Origin of the sequence: Hymenobacter sp., from assembly GCF_035709525.1 — a bacterium.
Lineage (GTDB): Bacteria > Bacteroidota > Bacteroidia > Cytophagales > Hymenobacteraceae > Hymenobacter.
This window is the reverse complement of sequence record NZ_DASTEP010000062.1, coordinates 14,946-27,953: the sequence shown is the minus strand read 5'-3', so window position 1 is coordinate 27,953 and position 13,008 is coordinate 14,946. Positions and strand designations below refer to the sequence as shown.

Annotated in this window: 13 protein-coding genes; 2 read left to right on the top strand and 11 right to left on the bottom strand. The window is 62.4% G+C overall.

The genetic code is table 11. The annotated features are described in order from the left end of the window. Window positions 1-112 precede the first annotated feature (112 nt). From VFO93_RS05780 to VFO93_RS05765, 4 genes are all read right to left on the bottom strand, one after another. Window positions 113-2,098: an AAA domain-containing protein gene (locus VFO93_RS05780; RefSeq protein ID WP_325133390.1), complete on the bottom strand. Its 1,986-nt coding sequence runs from the start codon at window positions 2,096-2,098 to the stop codon at window positions 113-115. A gap of 111 nt (window positions 2,099-2,209) precedes the next feature. Continuing rightward, window positions 2,210-2,551, bottom strand: coding sequence for a type II toxin-antitoxin system HicB family antitoxin (locus VFO93_RS05775; protein WP_325133389.1), 342 nt, complete (start codon window positions 2,549-2,551; stop codon window positions 2,210-2,212). A gap of 20 nt (window positions 2,552-2,571) precedes the next feature. Next, window positions 2,572-2,820, bottom strand: coding sequence for a type II toxin-antitoxin system HicA family toxin (locus tag VFO93_RS05770; protein WP_325133388.1), 249 nt, complete (start codon window positions 2,818-2,820; stop codon window positions 2,572-2,574). A gap of 42 nt (window positions 2,821-2,862) precedes the next feature. Next, window positions 2,863-4,278 carry a glycoside hydrolase family 125 protein gene (locus VFO93_RS05765; RefSeq protein WP_325133387.1) on the bottom strand — a complete coding sequence of 472 codons (1,416 nt, stop codon included), beginning with the start codon at window positions 4,276-4,278 and terminating at the stop codon, window positions 2,863-2,865. A gap of 182 nt (window positions 4,279-4,460) precedes the next feature. Here VFO93_RS05765 and VFO93_RS05760 point away from each other — a divergent pair, with 182 nt between their 5' ends. After that, a complete protein-coding gene (locus VFO93_RS05760; protein ID WP_325133386.1) occupies window positions 4,461-5,213 on the top strand; it encodes a (Fe-S)-binding protein in 753 nt (250 codons plus the stop codon). An 86-nt stretch (window positions 5,214-5,299) separates the two neighbouring features. On the opposite strand, the gene VFO93_RS05755 is transcribed toward VFO93_RS05760, so the two are convergent. Next, on the bottom strand, window positions 5,300-6,319 hold the full coding sequence (locus tag VFO93_RS05755) for an LLM class flavin-dependent oxidoreductase (RefSeq protein WP_325133385.1): 1,020 nt from the start codon (window positions 6,317-6,319) through the stop codon (window positions 5,300-5,302). 232 nt (window positions 6,320-6,551) lie between these two features. On the opposite strand from VFO93_RS05755, the gene VFO93_RS05750 reads away from it, so the two are divergent. Continuing rightward, window positions 6,552-7,478: a cation diffusion facilitator family transporter gene (locus VFO93_RS05750; RefSeq protein WP_325133384.1), complete on the top strand. Its 927-nt coding sequence runs from the start codon at window positions 6,552-6,554 to the stop codon at window positions 7,476-7,478. 90 nt (window positions 7,479-7,568) lie between these two features. Here the strand turns inward: VFO93_RS05750 and VFO93_RS05745 are convergent, their stop codons facing one another. The 6 genes from VFO93_RS05745 to VFO93_RS05720 all read right to left on the bottom strand — a co-directional run bounded on the left by VFO93_RS05745 (window position 7,569) and on the right by VFO93_RS05720 (window position 12,902). Then, complete coding sequence (locus tag VFO93_RS05745) at window positions 7,569-8,126, bottom strand: 2OG-Fe(II) oxygenase (protein ID WP_325133383.1); 558 nt, start codon at window positions 8,124-8,126, stop codon at window positions 7,569-7,571. A 129-nt stretch (window positions 8,127-8,255) separates the two neighbouring features. Beyond that, window positions 8,256-9,119, bottom strand: a complete 864-nt coding sequence (gene dapA / locus VFO93_RS05740) for a 4-hydroxy-tetrahydrodipicolinate synthase (RefSeq protein ID WP_325133382.1) — start codon at window positions 9,117-9,119, stop codon at window positions 8,256-8,258. 112 nt (window positions 9,120-9,231) lie between these two features. Then, the gene (locus VFO93_RS05735; RefSeq protein ID WP_325133381.1) at window positions 9,232-10,245 is read right to left on the bottom strand and encodes a zinc-binding alcohol dehydrogenase family protein; all 1,014 of its coding nucleotides are present in this window, start codon (window positions 10,243-10,245) and stop codon (window positions 9,232-9,234) included. A gap of 101 nt (window positions 10,246-10,346) precedes the next feature. Then, a complete protein-coding gene (locus VFO93_RS05730) occupies window positions 10,347-11,135 on the bottom strand; it encodes an SDR family oxidoreductase (protein WP_325133380.1) in 789 nt (262 codons plus the stop codon). Between the two features lie 86 nt (window positions 11,136-11,221). Beyond that, the gene (locus VFO93_RS05725; RefSeq protein ID WP_325133379.1) at window positions 11,222-12,058 is read right to left on the bottom strand and encodes an amidohydrolase family protein; all 837 of its coding nucleotides are present in this window, start codon (window positions 12,056-12,058) and stop codon (window positions 11,222-11,224) included. Further along, a complete protein-coding gene (locus VFO93_RS05720; RefSeq protein ID WP_325133378.1) occupies window positions 12,045-12,902 on the bottom strand; it encodes a fumarylacetoacetate hydrolase family protein in 858 nt (285 codons plus the stop codon). Before VFO93_RS05720 ends, VFO93_RS05725 begins: the two co-directional genes overlap by 14 nt. Window positions 12,903-13,008: the final 106 nt, after the last annotated feature.

Genomic DNA, 13,008 nt, shown 5'->3' with positions numbered 1-13,008 from the left:
GCTTTCAGCATCGCTGAAAGCCTCTTCTGTTTTCAAAATATGCTTGTTTGTGGTCGGCTCCCCCTCTTTTCTGGAGAGGGGGCCGGGGGGGGAGGTGCCCCTGGACAGGGCGCTACTCCTGCAACTCCCACGCCGTGCGGTAACCACCCACGCGCTCCACGTAGTCCAGAAACGCCTTGTAAAACGGGTGTGCCCCGAGCGTCGAAGAGTCGCCGATGAGCAGCAGCTTTTTGCGCGCCCGCGTCATGGCCACGTTCATGCGGCGAATGTCGGAGAGGAAGCCGATTTCGCCGTGCGCATTGCTGCGGGTGAGCGAGATGGCGATAATATCGCGCTCCTGGCCCTGAAAGGCATCGACGGTGCCGATGCTGAGCTGCCGGTGCAACAGCAGGCCGCTGAGCTCGTCGTTTTCTTCCACCGCGTCCTTGAGGTAGTTTATCTGGGCGCGGTAGGGCGCGATGACGCCGATGCTGAGCGGGTCGTTTTCGTGCTCGGCTTGGTCGTAGGGCTCTAGTAGCTGCGCCAGGCGCTTTAGCAGCAGGTCGGCTTCCTCGGGGTTGGCTGTCGAGCGGCTTTCGGGGATGGTGATTTCCTGCATCCCAAAGCCGGCCGTGTCGAGAAACTCCACTGGTAGGTCGGGGGCAAATTGCAGGTCGTAAGCGTCGAGGCCGGCGTGGGCCACGGTGGGCGCGGCTACCAGGCGGCCATCGTAGAACTGCTCGCTCGAAAACTGCATAATCTGCTCGTGCATCCGGTATTGCACGGTCAGCATCCGCGAGGCGTCGGGCTGGCGGGTGATGGCTTTCTCAAACAGCGTCTCGCGCAGCGCGCCGGCGCGCTCGCTTTTCACGGTGGGCGGTAGTTGCTGGTGGTCGCCGGCCAGCACCACGCGGTTGGCCTTGGCGATGGGTATCCAGCAGCCCGGCTCCAGGGCCTGGGCGGCCTCGTCGATAAACACCGTTTCGTAGGTGAGGTGGCGAATGTTGCGGTTGCTCGCGCCCACCAGCGTGCAGGTTATCACCTGCACCTGGTCGAGCAAATCTTCGGTGATGTAGCGCTCCAGGCCGTCGGCTTCCTGGTGCAGCGCCCGCGCTTCCTCCTTCAGTAGGCGGCGCTGCTCGCGCTCTTCCCAGCCAAAGTGGCGCACGTGCTTGCCGGCCTCCTCTCGGTACTGCTCAGCAGTTTGGCGCATGCTGCGCAGCTCGCCGTAGCGCTTGTGGGCCATCACCTGCGCGTCGAGGGTGTGCTCTAAGAGCAAGTCCGACACCCGCGAGGGGTTGCCCATCCTGATGACGTTGACGCCGCGCTCGGCCAGCTTTTCGGTGAGCAAGTCCACGGCCGTGTTGCTGGGCGCGCACACCAGCACCCGCCGCTCGCGCCGGATGGTTTCCAGGATGGCTTGCACCAGCGTGGTCGTCTTGCCGGTGCCGGGCGGGCCGTGAATGATGGCTACATCCTGCGCGGCCTGCACGTGGCGCACGGCGGCCAGTTGGCTTTCATTGAGCGGGCTGGGGTAGAAGAGGTCGTCGGCTTTTTCCTGGCGGAAGCGGGCGGGATTGGCCCCGAGCAAAATGTCGCGCAGGTCGGTCAGGCGGTCGCCGTAGGCGCCCATCACCTTGCCCAGCGCGTAGTCCATCTCGCGGTAGCTCACCTCGTCAAAGGTCAGGTCGATGCCCAGCTTGCCGCCCTCGCTCACCCAGTCGGGCAGGTCTTCCTTGCTGGTCGTCAGGGTCAGCTTGTTGCGCCGCACGCTGGTTATCACCCCGCTGAGGGTAGGCCGGTCGGTAGCCACGCGGCCCGGGATGTTGCCAAACAGGGCGGCATTCTTACCCACCTGAAACAGGTGCAGCCCCTGCTGCCCGGCAGGCCGCTCCAATTCCAACACGACCTTACCGCCAAAGCCCACGTCTTCACTCGTGATGGTGACGGGGTACCAGGTCAGCCCGCGCTGCTGCCGCTCCTGGATGGTGGCCTTGGCGTTTTTGAGCTTAAACTGGGCTAAATCTTCTTCCTGCTCCAGTTTGAGCAGGCTTTGCACGCGGCGCAGCTCTTTTTCGATGGCGTAGGGCTCGGCGTGGGGAGAAACTAATTCGGACAAAGTAAAACGGGTTGATTTCGTTGAATAGGCTAACAACGAAAACGGGAAATGAGTGGCTGGAAGCCGGAATAAATGGGGTCTGAAATCAGCCTAACTCGTTTGGGCAGCAGCCTATTCAGCCTGCGCTACAAATTGACTCACGGCCTGGCTCACCAATTGATTCAGACTAATGCCCCGGCCCGTCGAAACCAGCGCTGCCCTGCGGTGTAGGTCGGGGCCAATACGCACGTTGAAGCTGCCGGTGAAAGTCTTAGCGGGTGCTTTGCCCACGGCCGCGCACAGAGCCAGGTAGTCGTCCACGGCCTGCTCAAACTCGGGGCGCAATTGCTTGGCCGAGTCGGCTTCAAAGGTTACCAAGTCCGTGATAGCCTCGATTTTACCGTGAAATACCTCGTCGGTTGCATTATACTGCACCGAGCCTACGTAGCCTTTGTAAACGAGCGCGTTTTCCATAAGTGCCAATGAGATAGGGATTAGCAAATGCCTAGTAAGGCGCTAATTTCCTTGAGTTGGTATTCTTTGAGGAGGTTGCCGGGGTGCGGCTTGTGCAGGCTAATAGCTACCTGGGTGGTTGGGTTGTAAAACTGCCGCCGACTGCCGGCCGTTTTGCCTTTTGTCAAGGAGTCAAAGCCGTAAGCTGCCAGCAGCTTCACTAGCTCATCCCAGGTAAAGTCCTTGGGCTTGGCGCAGATGCGGGCCTTGAGCTTGTCGAGCTGAGACATAAACCGGTGCAACTGAAAATTAGTTGCCAAATATAGCCCGCGCTACCCCAGCGCCTGCGGCTGCTCCTTGTACACCTTCCACAAAAACTCGCCGCACAGCGTATTAGCCCACGCAAACCACGCGCGGGTGAACTTGCCGGGGTCGTCTTTGTGAAACGACTCGTGCATATAGCCGGTGCCCGCGTGGGTGGCTTTCAGTGCTTGCACGCAGGCCCGGATTTCGGCGTCATCGGTGCTGGTGAGGCCGCGCATAATGATGCTGAGGGGCCAAATTGTGTCCGCGCCCACGCGCAGGCCGCCGACGCCCTCGGCCGCTTCGCCTCTGTAAAAGAATGGGTTATAGTCCGAGAGTATCAGCCGGCGCGTATTCTGGTAAATGGGGTCGGTGAGGGGCACCGCGCCGAGGTAGGGCAGGGCCAGCAGGCTGGGCACGTTGGCATCGTCCATCAGTGCGTGGCCGCCGTAGCCGTCGACCTCGTAGGCGTAGACCGGGCCGTGCGTGGGGTGCGTGATGATGGCGTGCTGGCGCAGGGCTACCGATACTTCATCGGCCAGGGCCATGAGGTCGGCGTAGCCTTGGTCGTCGTGGTGGATGTCGTTGAGCATCAGCGCGGCCTGACGCAGGCTGACTACGGCGAAGAAGTTGCTGGGCACCAGAAAAGGTAGCAGCGTGGCATCGTCGCTGGGCCGGAAAGCCGAGGCGATGAGCCCGCACGGGCGCACCGGGTAGCCGTAGCCGCCCAGCGGCTGGGTGTCAGTGGCCTTGGGGGTTTCGCGCTGAAAGTGGTAGGGGCCGGGGCCGGCTTTGCGCTGCTGCTCGCGAAAGGTCTTTACAGTCAGGGCTATGGCCTGCCGCCACTGCGCGTCGAAGGGCTGCTCGTCGCCGGTCGTTTTCCAGTAGTGGTAGCCCAGGCGGATGGGGTAGCAGAGCGAGTCGATTTCCCACTTGCGCTCGTGGATGCCGGGCTGCATGGCCGTGAGGTCGGTTTTCCACTCGCCCACGCGGATGGGGTCGTTGTAAAACGCATTGGCATACGGGTCTTGTAAGATGCAGCGCGTCTGGCGGTTGATGACGCCCGCCACGAGCTGGCGCAGCGGCGCGTCCTGCTTCACCAAAGCCAGGTAGGGCCACACCTGGGCCGCGCTGTCGCGCAGCCCCATGGCGTCGATGTCGCCCGCGCTGACGTAGGTATCGGGCCGCCCGGCGCGGGTGCCGGGCGTCACGGTCGTGTCGAGGGTATTGGGAAAGCAGTTGCCAAACAGCCAGGCTAACTCCGGGTCTTTCACCCGTTGCCCAAACTCGGCGATGGCCGCCTCTACCGCCCGGCTGCGAAAGCGGCGCTGGGCCACGGCGGGCCGCACCACGGGGTAGGGCGGGGCGGCGTGGGCAGCGGGCAAGCTAATAAAAGAGCTGGCGGCCAGCCAACTGGCATTTTGTAGAAACGTGCGGCGGTTCATGGGCGGGTGGGCAAAGATGCAGCCCGCCCGCGCTTGTTGCCAGAAGAGCCCCCGCCCCGGCGGCAGTGCTGCTACGTCTGGTGGCTCGGCCGCCGGGGCGTTGGTAGCAAAAGCCGATTAGGCGGGTTGGCGTTTTCTTTGCGGAGCCGGCTGCGCCGGTTTTGCCGTTTTTTGCTTTTGTTATGCCTTCTGCCGCGCCCCAGGTCGATATTTTTATTCCCTGCTTTGTCGACCAGCTTTACCCGCACACCGCCCTCAATATGGTGAAGGTGCTCGAAGCCGTGGGCTGCCAGGTGCATTACAATCCCGCCCAAACCTGCTGCGGCCAGCCGGCCTATAACGCTGGCTATAAAGCCGAAAGCCGCGATATTGCCAATAAGTTTCTTGCCGATTTTGCTGCGCCGGTCAGCGGCGCGCCGCGCTACGTGGTGAGCCCCTCAGCCTCGTGCGTGGGCATGGTGCGCAATGCCTACTCGCACCTCTTCGCCGATACGCCCGAAGCCGCGCAGTGCGGCGCGGTGCAGCAGCGCACCTACGAGCTGACCGAATTTCTGGTCGACGTGCTGGGCATCGCGGCCGTGCCGCAGGCGCGGCTCGCGGGCCGCTACACCTACCACGACTCGTGCTCGGCCTTGCGCGAGTGCGGCATCCGGGAAGCCCCGCGGCGGCTGCTCGACGCCGTGCCCGGCCTCGAACGCATCGAAATGGCTGAAACCACGACCTGCTGCGGCTTCGGCGGCACGTTCGCGGTCAAATTTGAAGCTATTTCGGTGGCGATGGCGCAGCAAAAAGTCGAGCACGCGCTGGCCACCGGGGCCGATTATATCGTCAGTACGGATGTCAGCTGCCTGATGCATTTGGAGGCGTACATCAAGCGTGAGAAGCTAGCTATCAAAACGATGCACATCGCCGATGTACTAGCCAGCGGCTGGTAGGCAAATAGCGCGGACGCTGTGAGCCCGCGAACGATAACGCCAAGGCAGGCTACCTTCATTCGCGGACTCACAGCGTCCGCGCTACACTACATCGCCAGCTCGCCAACGGCCCGCTCCTGCCCGATTTCACGCATCACCCCGGCCAGCAACTTATAAGAATGCAGGCGCGCTTCGTGGCTGTAAATGTGGCTGGTAGCCATGAGCTCGTTGGCCTGCGTCAAGGCCAGAAAGCTGCCCAAGTCGTCTTTGAGCGTGGTCGGGCCGCCAATGAACGACGCCGCCAGCATTTGCATCACGTACTGCTCCACGTCGGGCGCCCACAGCTGGCTCATGTCGGCCACGGGCGGCTGCATCAGCTGGCGCTGGCCGGTTACCACGCCCAGCATCATTTGCTTGAGCGTGGTGGACAAGTAGTTGGCCTCTTCGTCGGTGTCGGCGGCAATCACGTTCACGCAGGCAATGACGTAGGGCGCGGCCAGCGCGGCCGAGGGCCGGAAATTCTGGCGATAGATGTTGAGCGCCGCCAGCAGCTGGCCGGGCGCGAAGTGGCTGGCGAAGGCGTAGGGCAACCCCATCGCGGCGGCCAGGTAGGCGCTGTCGGTGCTGGAGCCCAGGATATAAATCGGAATCTCCAGCCCCTCGCCCGGAATGGCGCGCACCGAACTCGTGCTGTTAGCGGCCGAAAAGTAGGTTTGAAGCTGCTTGATGTCGCGCCCAAAATCCTGCTCCTGCCCAAAGCGCGCGCCCCGAATGGCGCGGGCCGTGGTTTGGTCGGTGCCGGGGGCGCGGCCCAGGCCCAGGTCGATGCGGCCGGGGTAGAGCGAGGCCAGTGTGCCGAGCTGCTCGGCCACCACCAGCGGGGCGTGGTTGGGCAGCATGATGCCGCCCGAGCCCACGCGCAGCGTGCTGGTGCCGCCCGCCAGATAGCCTATCAGCACGGGCGGGGCCGAGCTGGCCACGCCGGCCATGTTGTGGTGCTCGGCCACCCAAAGGCGGGTATAGCCTAGCTTTTCCGCGTGCTGGGCCAGGCTGAGGCTGTTGCGAAAGGTATCGGTAGGGGTGTGGCCCTGGGCCACGGCAGCCAAATCGAGAACCGAAAAAGCCACTTGCGATGCAAAGTCTGTCATAAACACAACGCGCGGCGCCGGCCTCGGGGCCGCGCCCGCGCCTACTAGCGGGTGAAGGAAAAGGAGCCCGGCCGGCAATGCGCCGGGTGCTGGTATAACAATATTGTCACCAAAATGATTGCGCAAAACCAATCGGACTGGCTTCCCCGCCCAGCAACTCCTGCCGGTGGGTTGCGTACCCAACGGCTCATCAAAAGCTCATCTTCGCAGTATGGCGGGTAGTTCGTCGAAAATAGTCGTGTACGGGGCCATCGGGGCCAATATCGCCATCGCCGTGGCCAAGTTTACGGCCGCGTTCTTCACGGGTAGCGCGGCCATGCTCTCCGAGGGCATCCACTCGCTGGTGGATAGCGGCAACGGCCTGCTCATCCTGCTGGGCCTTTCGCGCGCGGCCCGGCCGGCCGATGCCGAGCACCCGTTTGGCCACGGCAAAGAGCTGTATTTCTGGACGATGATAGTGGCCGTGCTCATCTTCGCGGTGGGTGGCGGGGTGTCGTTCTACGAAGGCTGGATTCACCTCAAAAACCCCGCCCCGCTCACCGACCCCACCTGGAACTACTGGGTGCTGGGCCTGGCCGTGCTGTTCGAAGGCATCGCCTGCTCGCTGGCCTTCCGCGAGTTCAACAAAACCAGGGGCGACGCGGGCTTCTGGAGCGCCCTGCGCGCCAGCCGCGACCCGGCCGTGTACGCCATTCTGCTCGAAGACCTGGCCGCGCTCGTGGGGCTGCTTTTCGCGCTGGCTGGCGTGTATTTCGGCCACCTGCTCAATAATCCTTACCTCGACGGGAGCGCCTCCATTGCCATTGGCGTGCTGCTCATTGGCATGGCCGTGTTCATGCTCAAGGAAACCCGTGGCCTGCTCGTGGGCGAGGGCGTTGATGCCGCTACCCTGGCCAGCCTGCAAGCCCTGGCCCAGGCCGACCCGGCCGTGCGCAGCCTGCGCCCGCCACTGTCCATGTACCTCGGCCCCACGGAGGCCTTTCTGGCGCTCGATGTGCGCTTTCAGCAAGACCTTTCGGCCCAGCAGGTCGAAGATGCCGTGGGCCGGCTTGAAAAAGCCATCCGCGCCAAGCACCCCGAGTTCAAGCGCATCTTTGTGGAAGCCGAGTCATTCGCGCCCGAGCAGCGGAACATTTAACAGTTATCAACTAACATTTAACAGCCCGTCTGAAACCTTTTAGAGGAAGGTCAGACGGGCTGTTAAATGTTAATTGATAACTGTTAAATGTTAAATGTCAACGCGATACATCACATCCGAACGTAGCACGTACTTCACGCCCTGCGTCACCTCGCTGCCTTCGTGGTAGAGGCTGTGCAGAAAAACCAGCGCCATGCCCTGGCGCGGCTGCACGCGCAAGCCCCGAAAGGTGGTGTCGCCGCCCTGAAAGTTGTCGTTGAGGTATACCATAAAAGTGAAGTAGCTGGCTTCGCGCTCGTTGCGCACGTAGCTTTCATCGTAGTGGCCCTTAAATTGGTGCCCGCGCTGGTAGCGGTAGAAGCGGAACAGCTCATTCAGGCCGATGGCCGTGCTATTAGCCAGGCTGGCGAGCGGCGCGGGCAGCAGCGGCTCGAGCTTCGCCCAAAGCTGCTGCGCTAGCTCCTCACTAGTGTAAAAAGCGCGGCTGTTGTTGCGAATGTCGGTGCGGACTTTAGCCCCACTGGCCGTGTTCACCTTGGCCAGCTCGTAGCCAATGTTTTCGCTTTTGATAACCATGTCAAGGCATTCCTGGCGGGTCAGGAAGTCTTCGACGGTGAAAATGGTATCCGTTAGTTTGGTTACTTTCATAGGGTTGGCAAAAATAGTAAATCCCAACTACTCAGCCAGAAGGCGAGCAGTTGGGATTGTAAAACGGAGTGGCACTCGGTTTGGCGTTGTTACGCCTTATCTAACGCGGAAACGGAGTGCCACTCCGTTTTACAGCAGTGCTTTAATGCGGGTTGTCAGCCCTTCGCTGGCGGGCACCAGCGGCAGGCGCACCGCGCCGCCGCACACGCCTTGCAAAGCCAGCGCGGCCTTCACGCCTACGGGGTTGCCCTCCTCGTACATGAGCGGGTTGAGCGCCACGAAATCAAATAGCAATTGCTGCGCGCGGGTGAAGTCGCCGGCCAGCGCGGCGCGGGTCATATCGCCGAATTTTTGCGGAAACGCATTGCCCAGCACCGTGATAATGCCCACCGCGCCGCAGGCGATAAGCGGCACCGTCAGCATATCGTCGCCGCTCAAAAACAGGAAGTCGGCCGGCTTGCGGGCCAAAATGGCGAGGCACTGCTCCACGTTGCCGCTGGCTTCCTTGATGCCGATGATGTTGGAGTGCGCGGCCAGCGTGAGGGTAGTCTCGGCGCTCATATTCGAGCCCGTGCGGCCGGGCACGTTGTAGAGCAGTAGCGGCCGGGGTGCGGCGTCGGCCAGGCGCTGGTAGTGCGCCACAATGCCGGCCTGGCTGGGCTTGTTATAGGCCGGGCTGGCCGACAAAATGGCCGTAATGCCCTCCAGGTCAGTGCTGTGCAGCAGCGCTTCGGCGGCGGCGGTGTCGTTGCTGCCGATGCCGTACACGAGCGGCACGCGGCCGGCTACGTGCTCCTTGGCAATGCGCAGCAGCTCGGTCTTTTCGGCGGCCGTGGTGGTGGGCGATTCGCCCGTGGTGCCGTTGATAACCAGGTACTCGACGCCGCCCGCGATGGTGAAGTCAAGTAGGTTGCGCCAGCCGGCGTAGTCCACCTCGTGGGTGGCGGTGAAGGGCGTCACCAGCGCGACGCCGGTGCCGTGAAGATTAGTCATCCTGATTTTGTGGTCGGAGGGAAATAAGGCTGCAAAGGTAAACCGCCACGTAGCGCGGGCTTTCAGTCCGCGAGTTTCAGTGCATTTACTCGCGAACTGAAAGTCCGCGCTACTATAAGGATACCATCGCCTTAATGACGCCAGTGGCCGGGTCGAGCCAGCTCGCAAACTCGTCTTTTACCTGCTCAAAACCAACGCGATGCGTGATATACGTAGCCGGGTTTACCAGGCCCTGCTTCATCGAGCGGATAACGTGCTCAAAGTCTTCGCGGGTAGCATTGCGGCTGCTCATTAGGGTAGCCTCGCGCTTGTGAAACTCGGGGTGCGAAAAGCTAATGTCGCCCTTTTGCAAGCCCACCAGCACGAAGCGCCCGCCGTGGGCCAGGTACTGAAACGCGCCCAAAATAGCTTTTTGGCTGCCCGTGGCGTCGATGACCACCGTGGGCATGTCGCCGCCCGTAAGCGCGGCCAGCTGCTCGCGCACGTCGGGCGCGAGGGCGTTGAGTGTCTGCGCCACGCCCAGCTTTTCGCGGCAGAAAGCCAGGCGCTGCTCGTTGATATCCAGTGCGATAACCTGCCCGCCCGCGATGCGGGCAAACTCCATAATACCCAGCCCGATGGGCCCCGCACCCACTACCAGCACCACCTCGCCGGGCTGCACGCCGGCCCGGCGCACGCCGTGCGCCCCGATGGCCAGCGGCTCTACCAAGGCCAGCTCGTCGTAGCTGAGGCCCTCGCCGTGCACCAGCAAGTCGGCCGGCACGGCCAGCAGCTCGGCCATGCCGCCATCCACGTGCACGCCGCACACGCTGATGCGGGTGCAACAATTGGGCAGCCCCCGGCGGCACGCGATGCAGGTGCCGCAGCTGAAGTAGGGGATAAACGTAACGGCCTCGCCCACGGCAAAGCCCTGAGCGCCGCCCGCGTCTACGAGCTCGCCGGCCAGCTCGTGGCCCAGCACCCGCGGGTAATTGAAAAACGGCTGCGTGCCCTCAAAGGCGTGCAAATCGGTGCCGCAAATGCCGATGCGGCGAATTTTAAGCAAGGCCTGGCCGGGCGCGGGCGTCGGGGCCGGCCGGCTTTCGTAAGAGAAGTGGCCGGGCTCAGTGCAAACTAGGGTGTTCACTTTGTTGAGTTTTGAGTTCTAAGTTTTGAGTTTTGAGTTATGCTTAAGAGTAGAGTTGAATGAGAAAACTCAGAACTCAAAACCCATAACTCAAAACTCAACTAGGCATTCGCCAGCGCCCTGTCGAGGTGCACGTAGCCGCCATCGACGTGGACAATCTGGCCGGTGGTGTGGCTGCTGCGCGGTGAAAGCAGGAAAGCCGTGGTGTTGGCCAGCTCTTCGGCGGTAGTCATGCGGTTGCCGAGCGGAATTTTGCTGGTGATTTCGCGCAGTTTCTCCTCGGGGTTGGGCAGGGTTTGAATCCAGGTTTCGTAGGCGGGCGTCCAGCTTTCGGCCACCATCACGGCGTTTACGCGGATGTTGTACTTGAGCAATTCCACGGCCCACTCGCGGGTGAGGGCGTTGCGCCCGCCATTGGCGGCGGCGTAGGCCGAGGTGTTGCCCTGGCCGGTTTCGGCCGTTTTGGAGGTGATGTTGACGATGGTGCCCTGCGACTTTATTAACTCCGGCAAGGCGTGGTGGGCCATGAGGTAGTAATGCACCACGTTGCGGTGCAGGCTGCGCATAAAGTCTTCGTAGTTACCGCTTTCCAGGCCCACGCCGTCGTTCACGCCGGCGTTGTTTACCAGCCCGTCGATGCGGCCGAACTGCGCCACCACGGCCTCCACGGCGCGCGCGCACTCGGCGGGGTCGGCGAGCTCAGCGGCCACCTGCCCGGCCCGGCCGCCGGCGGCCGCCACGGCGGCCACGGTCTGCTGGTTGTCGGCGGCGTTGCGGCCGATGATGACCGGAATGGCGCCCTCCTGGGCCAGCACCCGCACGATGCCCTCGCCGATGCCCTTGGCCCCGCCCGTGACGATAATTACTTTATCCTGAAGCTGTAAATCCATTTTGTAAGAGAGTATTTATTGACGTTGGCCATGCTGGCGTCTGTCATGCTTCGCTGCGCTCAGCATGACCAACGGACTACCAGCCGCTAAACCGCCAGCCCGTAAAACCGCACCGCATTATCGCCCCAGAACAGCGCCTGCTCGGCGGCCGAAAACGGGCGCATATAGTCCTCTAAGATGCTGATGGCGCGGGCGTAGCCGCCGGCCACGTTGCACACCGGCCAGTCGGAGCCGTAGAGCACGCGCTGCGGGCCAAAGGCGGCAAACACTACGTCGAGGTAGGGCCGAAAATCCTCCGGTTCCCAGTGCTGCCAGTCGGCCTCGGTCACCATGCCCGAGACTTTGCAGCACACGTTTTCGTGCGCGGCCAGCGCCCGGATGTCGCGCATCCAGGCGTCGATTTCCTGGGCCCGGATGGGCGGCTTGGCGATGTGGTCGACCACGAACGGCTGGTTGGGGAAAGCCGCCGCCAGCTCGGCCGCGTAGCCGAGCTGGTCGGGCAGTATCAGCAAATCGTAGGTGAAGCCGCGCGGCCCCAACTCGGCGATACCGCGCTGGAAAGCCGGGCGCAGCATCAGCGCGCGGTCGGGCTCGCCTTGCAGCACGTGCCGAAAGCCTTTCAGCTTGGCGAACTGCCGGTAGTAGTCGAGCCGCTCGGCCACGTTGTCGGCCTGCAAATTGACCCAGCCCACTACGCCCTTTACGAAGGCGTGCGCGTCGGCATTAGCTAGTTGAAACACGTTTTCGGCTGGCGTCTGGTCGCTTTGCACCACCACGCAGCCGTCGAGGCGATGCTGCGCTAAAATGGGCTGCAAATCATCGGGCAGAAAGTCGCGCCGGATGGCGGCCATGTCGTCGGTTATCCAGCTGTCGCGCTCGGGGTCAAACAGCCAGAAATGCTGGTGGGCATCAATCCTGGCCATACGCTTTCACTTCCTGGCGTGATGTTCCCAGCCCGTCGATGCCCAGCTCGACCACATCGCCGGGCTTGAGGTACACGGGCGGCTTGAAGCCCAGGCCCACGCCGGCCGGCGTGCCCGTCGACACGATGTCGCCGGGCAGCAGCGTCATAAACTGACTGAGGTAAGAGATGAGAAACGGCACCTTGAAAATGAGGTTCGAGGTGTTGCCGTCCTGCATCATCTGCCCGTTCACTTTCAGCCAGAGGCGCAGGTTGTTGAGGTCGCCCAGCTCGTCGGGCGTAGCCAGAAACGGGCCCACCGGCGCGAAGGTATCGCAGCCCTTGCCCTTGTCCCAGGTGCCGCTGCGCTCCAATTGAAACTCGCGCTCGCTCACGTCATTGTGCAGCACGTAGCCCGCGATATAGCTTTCGGCATCAGCCTCTTCTACGTAAGAAGCGCGCTTGCCGATTACTACGGCCAGCTCCACTTCCCAGTCGGTTTTTACCGAGTTTTTAGGAATCGTAATCGCGTCGTTCGGCCCGATGTACGAGGTAGTCGATTTCATGAACAGCACCGGCTCGGCGGGCGGCGTGGCCCCGGTTTCGCGGGCGTGGTCGGCGTAGTTGAGGCCGATGCACAGGATTTTGGAGGGCCGGGCCACGGGCGGGCCCAGGCGCTCGGCGTCGGCTACCGGGGGCAGCTGGCCTTCGTGCTGTTTCAGAAAATCGGCGAGCCGATTCAGGCCGTCGGTGGCGAAGAATTCTTCGGTGTAGTCCTGGCCGAAGGCCGACACGTCGTAGCGCTGGTCGGCGATGAGCACGCCGGGTTTTTCGTGGCCGGGCTGGCCGTGGCGGATGAGCTTCATAGGGTTTAGTACTTGGTTGGTAGTGCTTGGTGCTTAGTTGGTACTTTTAGGGTGCTGATGTTTAGCATAAAAGGCTTGTTGCTAAGTACTAAGCACTACCAACCAA

What these genes read in the sequence shown, in the direction of transcription:
- VFO93_RS05745 (WP_325133383.1), bottom strand. Translation starts at nt 8,126, where the DNA reads ATGAAAGTAACCAAACTAACGGATACCATTTTCACCGTCGAAGACTTC.
- VFO93_RS05770 (WP_325133388.1), bottom strand. Translation starts at nt 2,820, where the DNA reads ATGTCTCAGCTCGACAAGCTCAAGGCCCGCATCTGCGCCAAGCCCAAG.
- VFO93_RS05765 (WP_325133387.1), bottom strand. Translation starts at nt 4,278, where the DNA reads ATGAACCGCCGCACGTTTCTACAAAATGCCAGTTGGCTGGCCGCCAGC.
- VFO93_RS05725 (WP_325133379.1), bottom strand. Translation starts at nt 12,058, where the DNA reads ATGGCCAGGATTGATGCCCACCAGCATTTCTGGCTGTTTGACCCCGAG.
- VFO93_RS05750 (WP_325133384.1), top strand. Translation starts at nt 6,552, where the DNA reads ATGGCGGGTAGTTCGTCGAAAATAGTCGTGTACGGGGCCATCGGGGCC.
- VFO93_RS05730 (WP_325133380.1), bottom strand. Translation starts at nt 11,135, where the DNA reads ATGGATTTACAGCTTCAGGATAAAGTAATTATCGTCACGGGCGGGGCC.
- VFO93_RS05775 (WP_325133389.1), bottom strand. Translation starts at nt 2,551, where the DNA reads ATGGAAAACGCGCTCGTTTACAAAGGCTACGTAGGCTCGGTGCAGTAT.
- VFO93_RS05760 (WP_325133386.1), top strand. Translation starts at nt 4,461, where the DNA reads ATGCCTTCTGCCGCGCCCCAGGTCGATATTTTTATTCCCTGCTTTGTC.
- dapA (WP_325133382.1), bottom strand. Translation starts at nt 9,119, where the DNA reads ATGACTAATCTTCACGGCACCGGCGTCGCGCTGGTGACGCCCTTCACC.
- VFO93_RS05720 (WP_325133378.1), bottom strand. Translation starts at nt 12,902, where the DNA reads ATGAAGCTCATCCGCCACGGCCAGCCCGGCCACGAAAAACCCGGCGTG.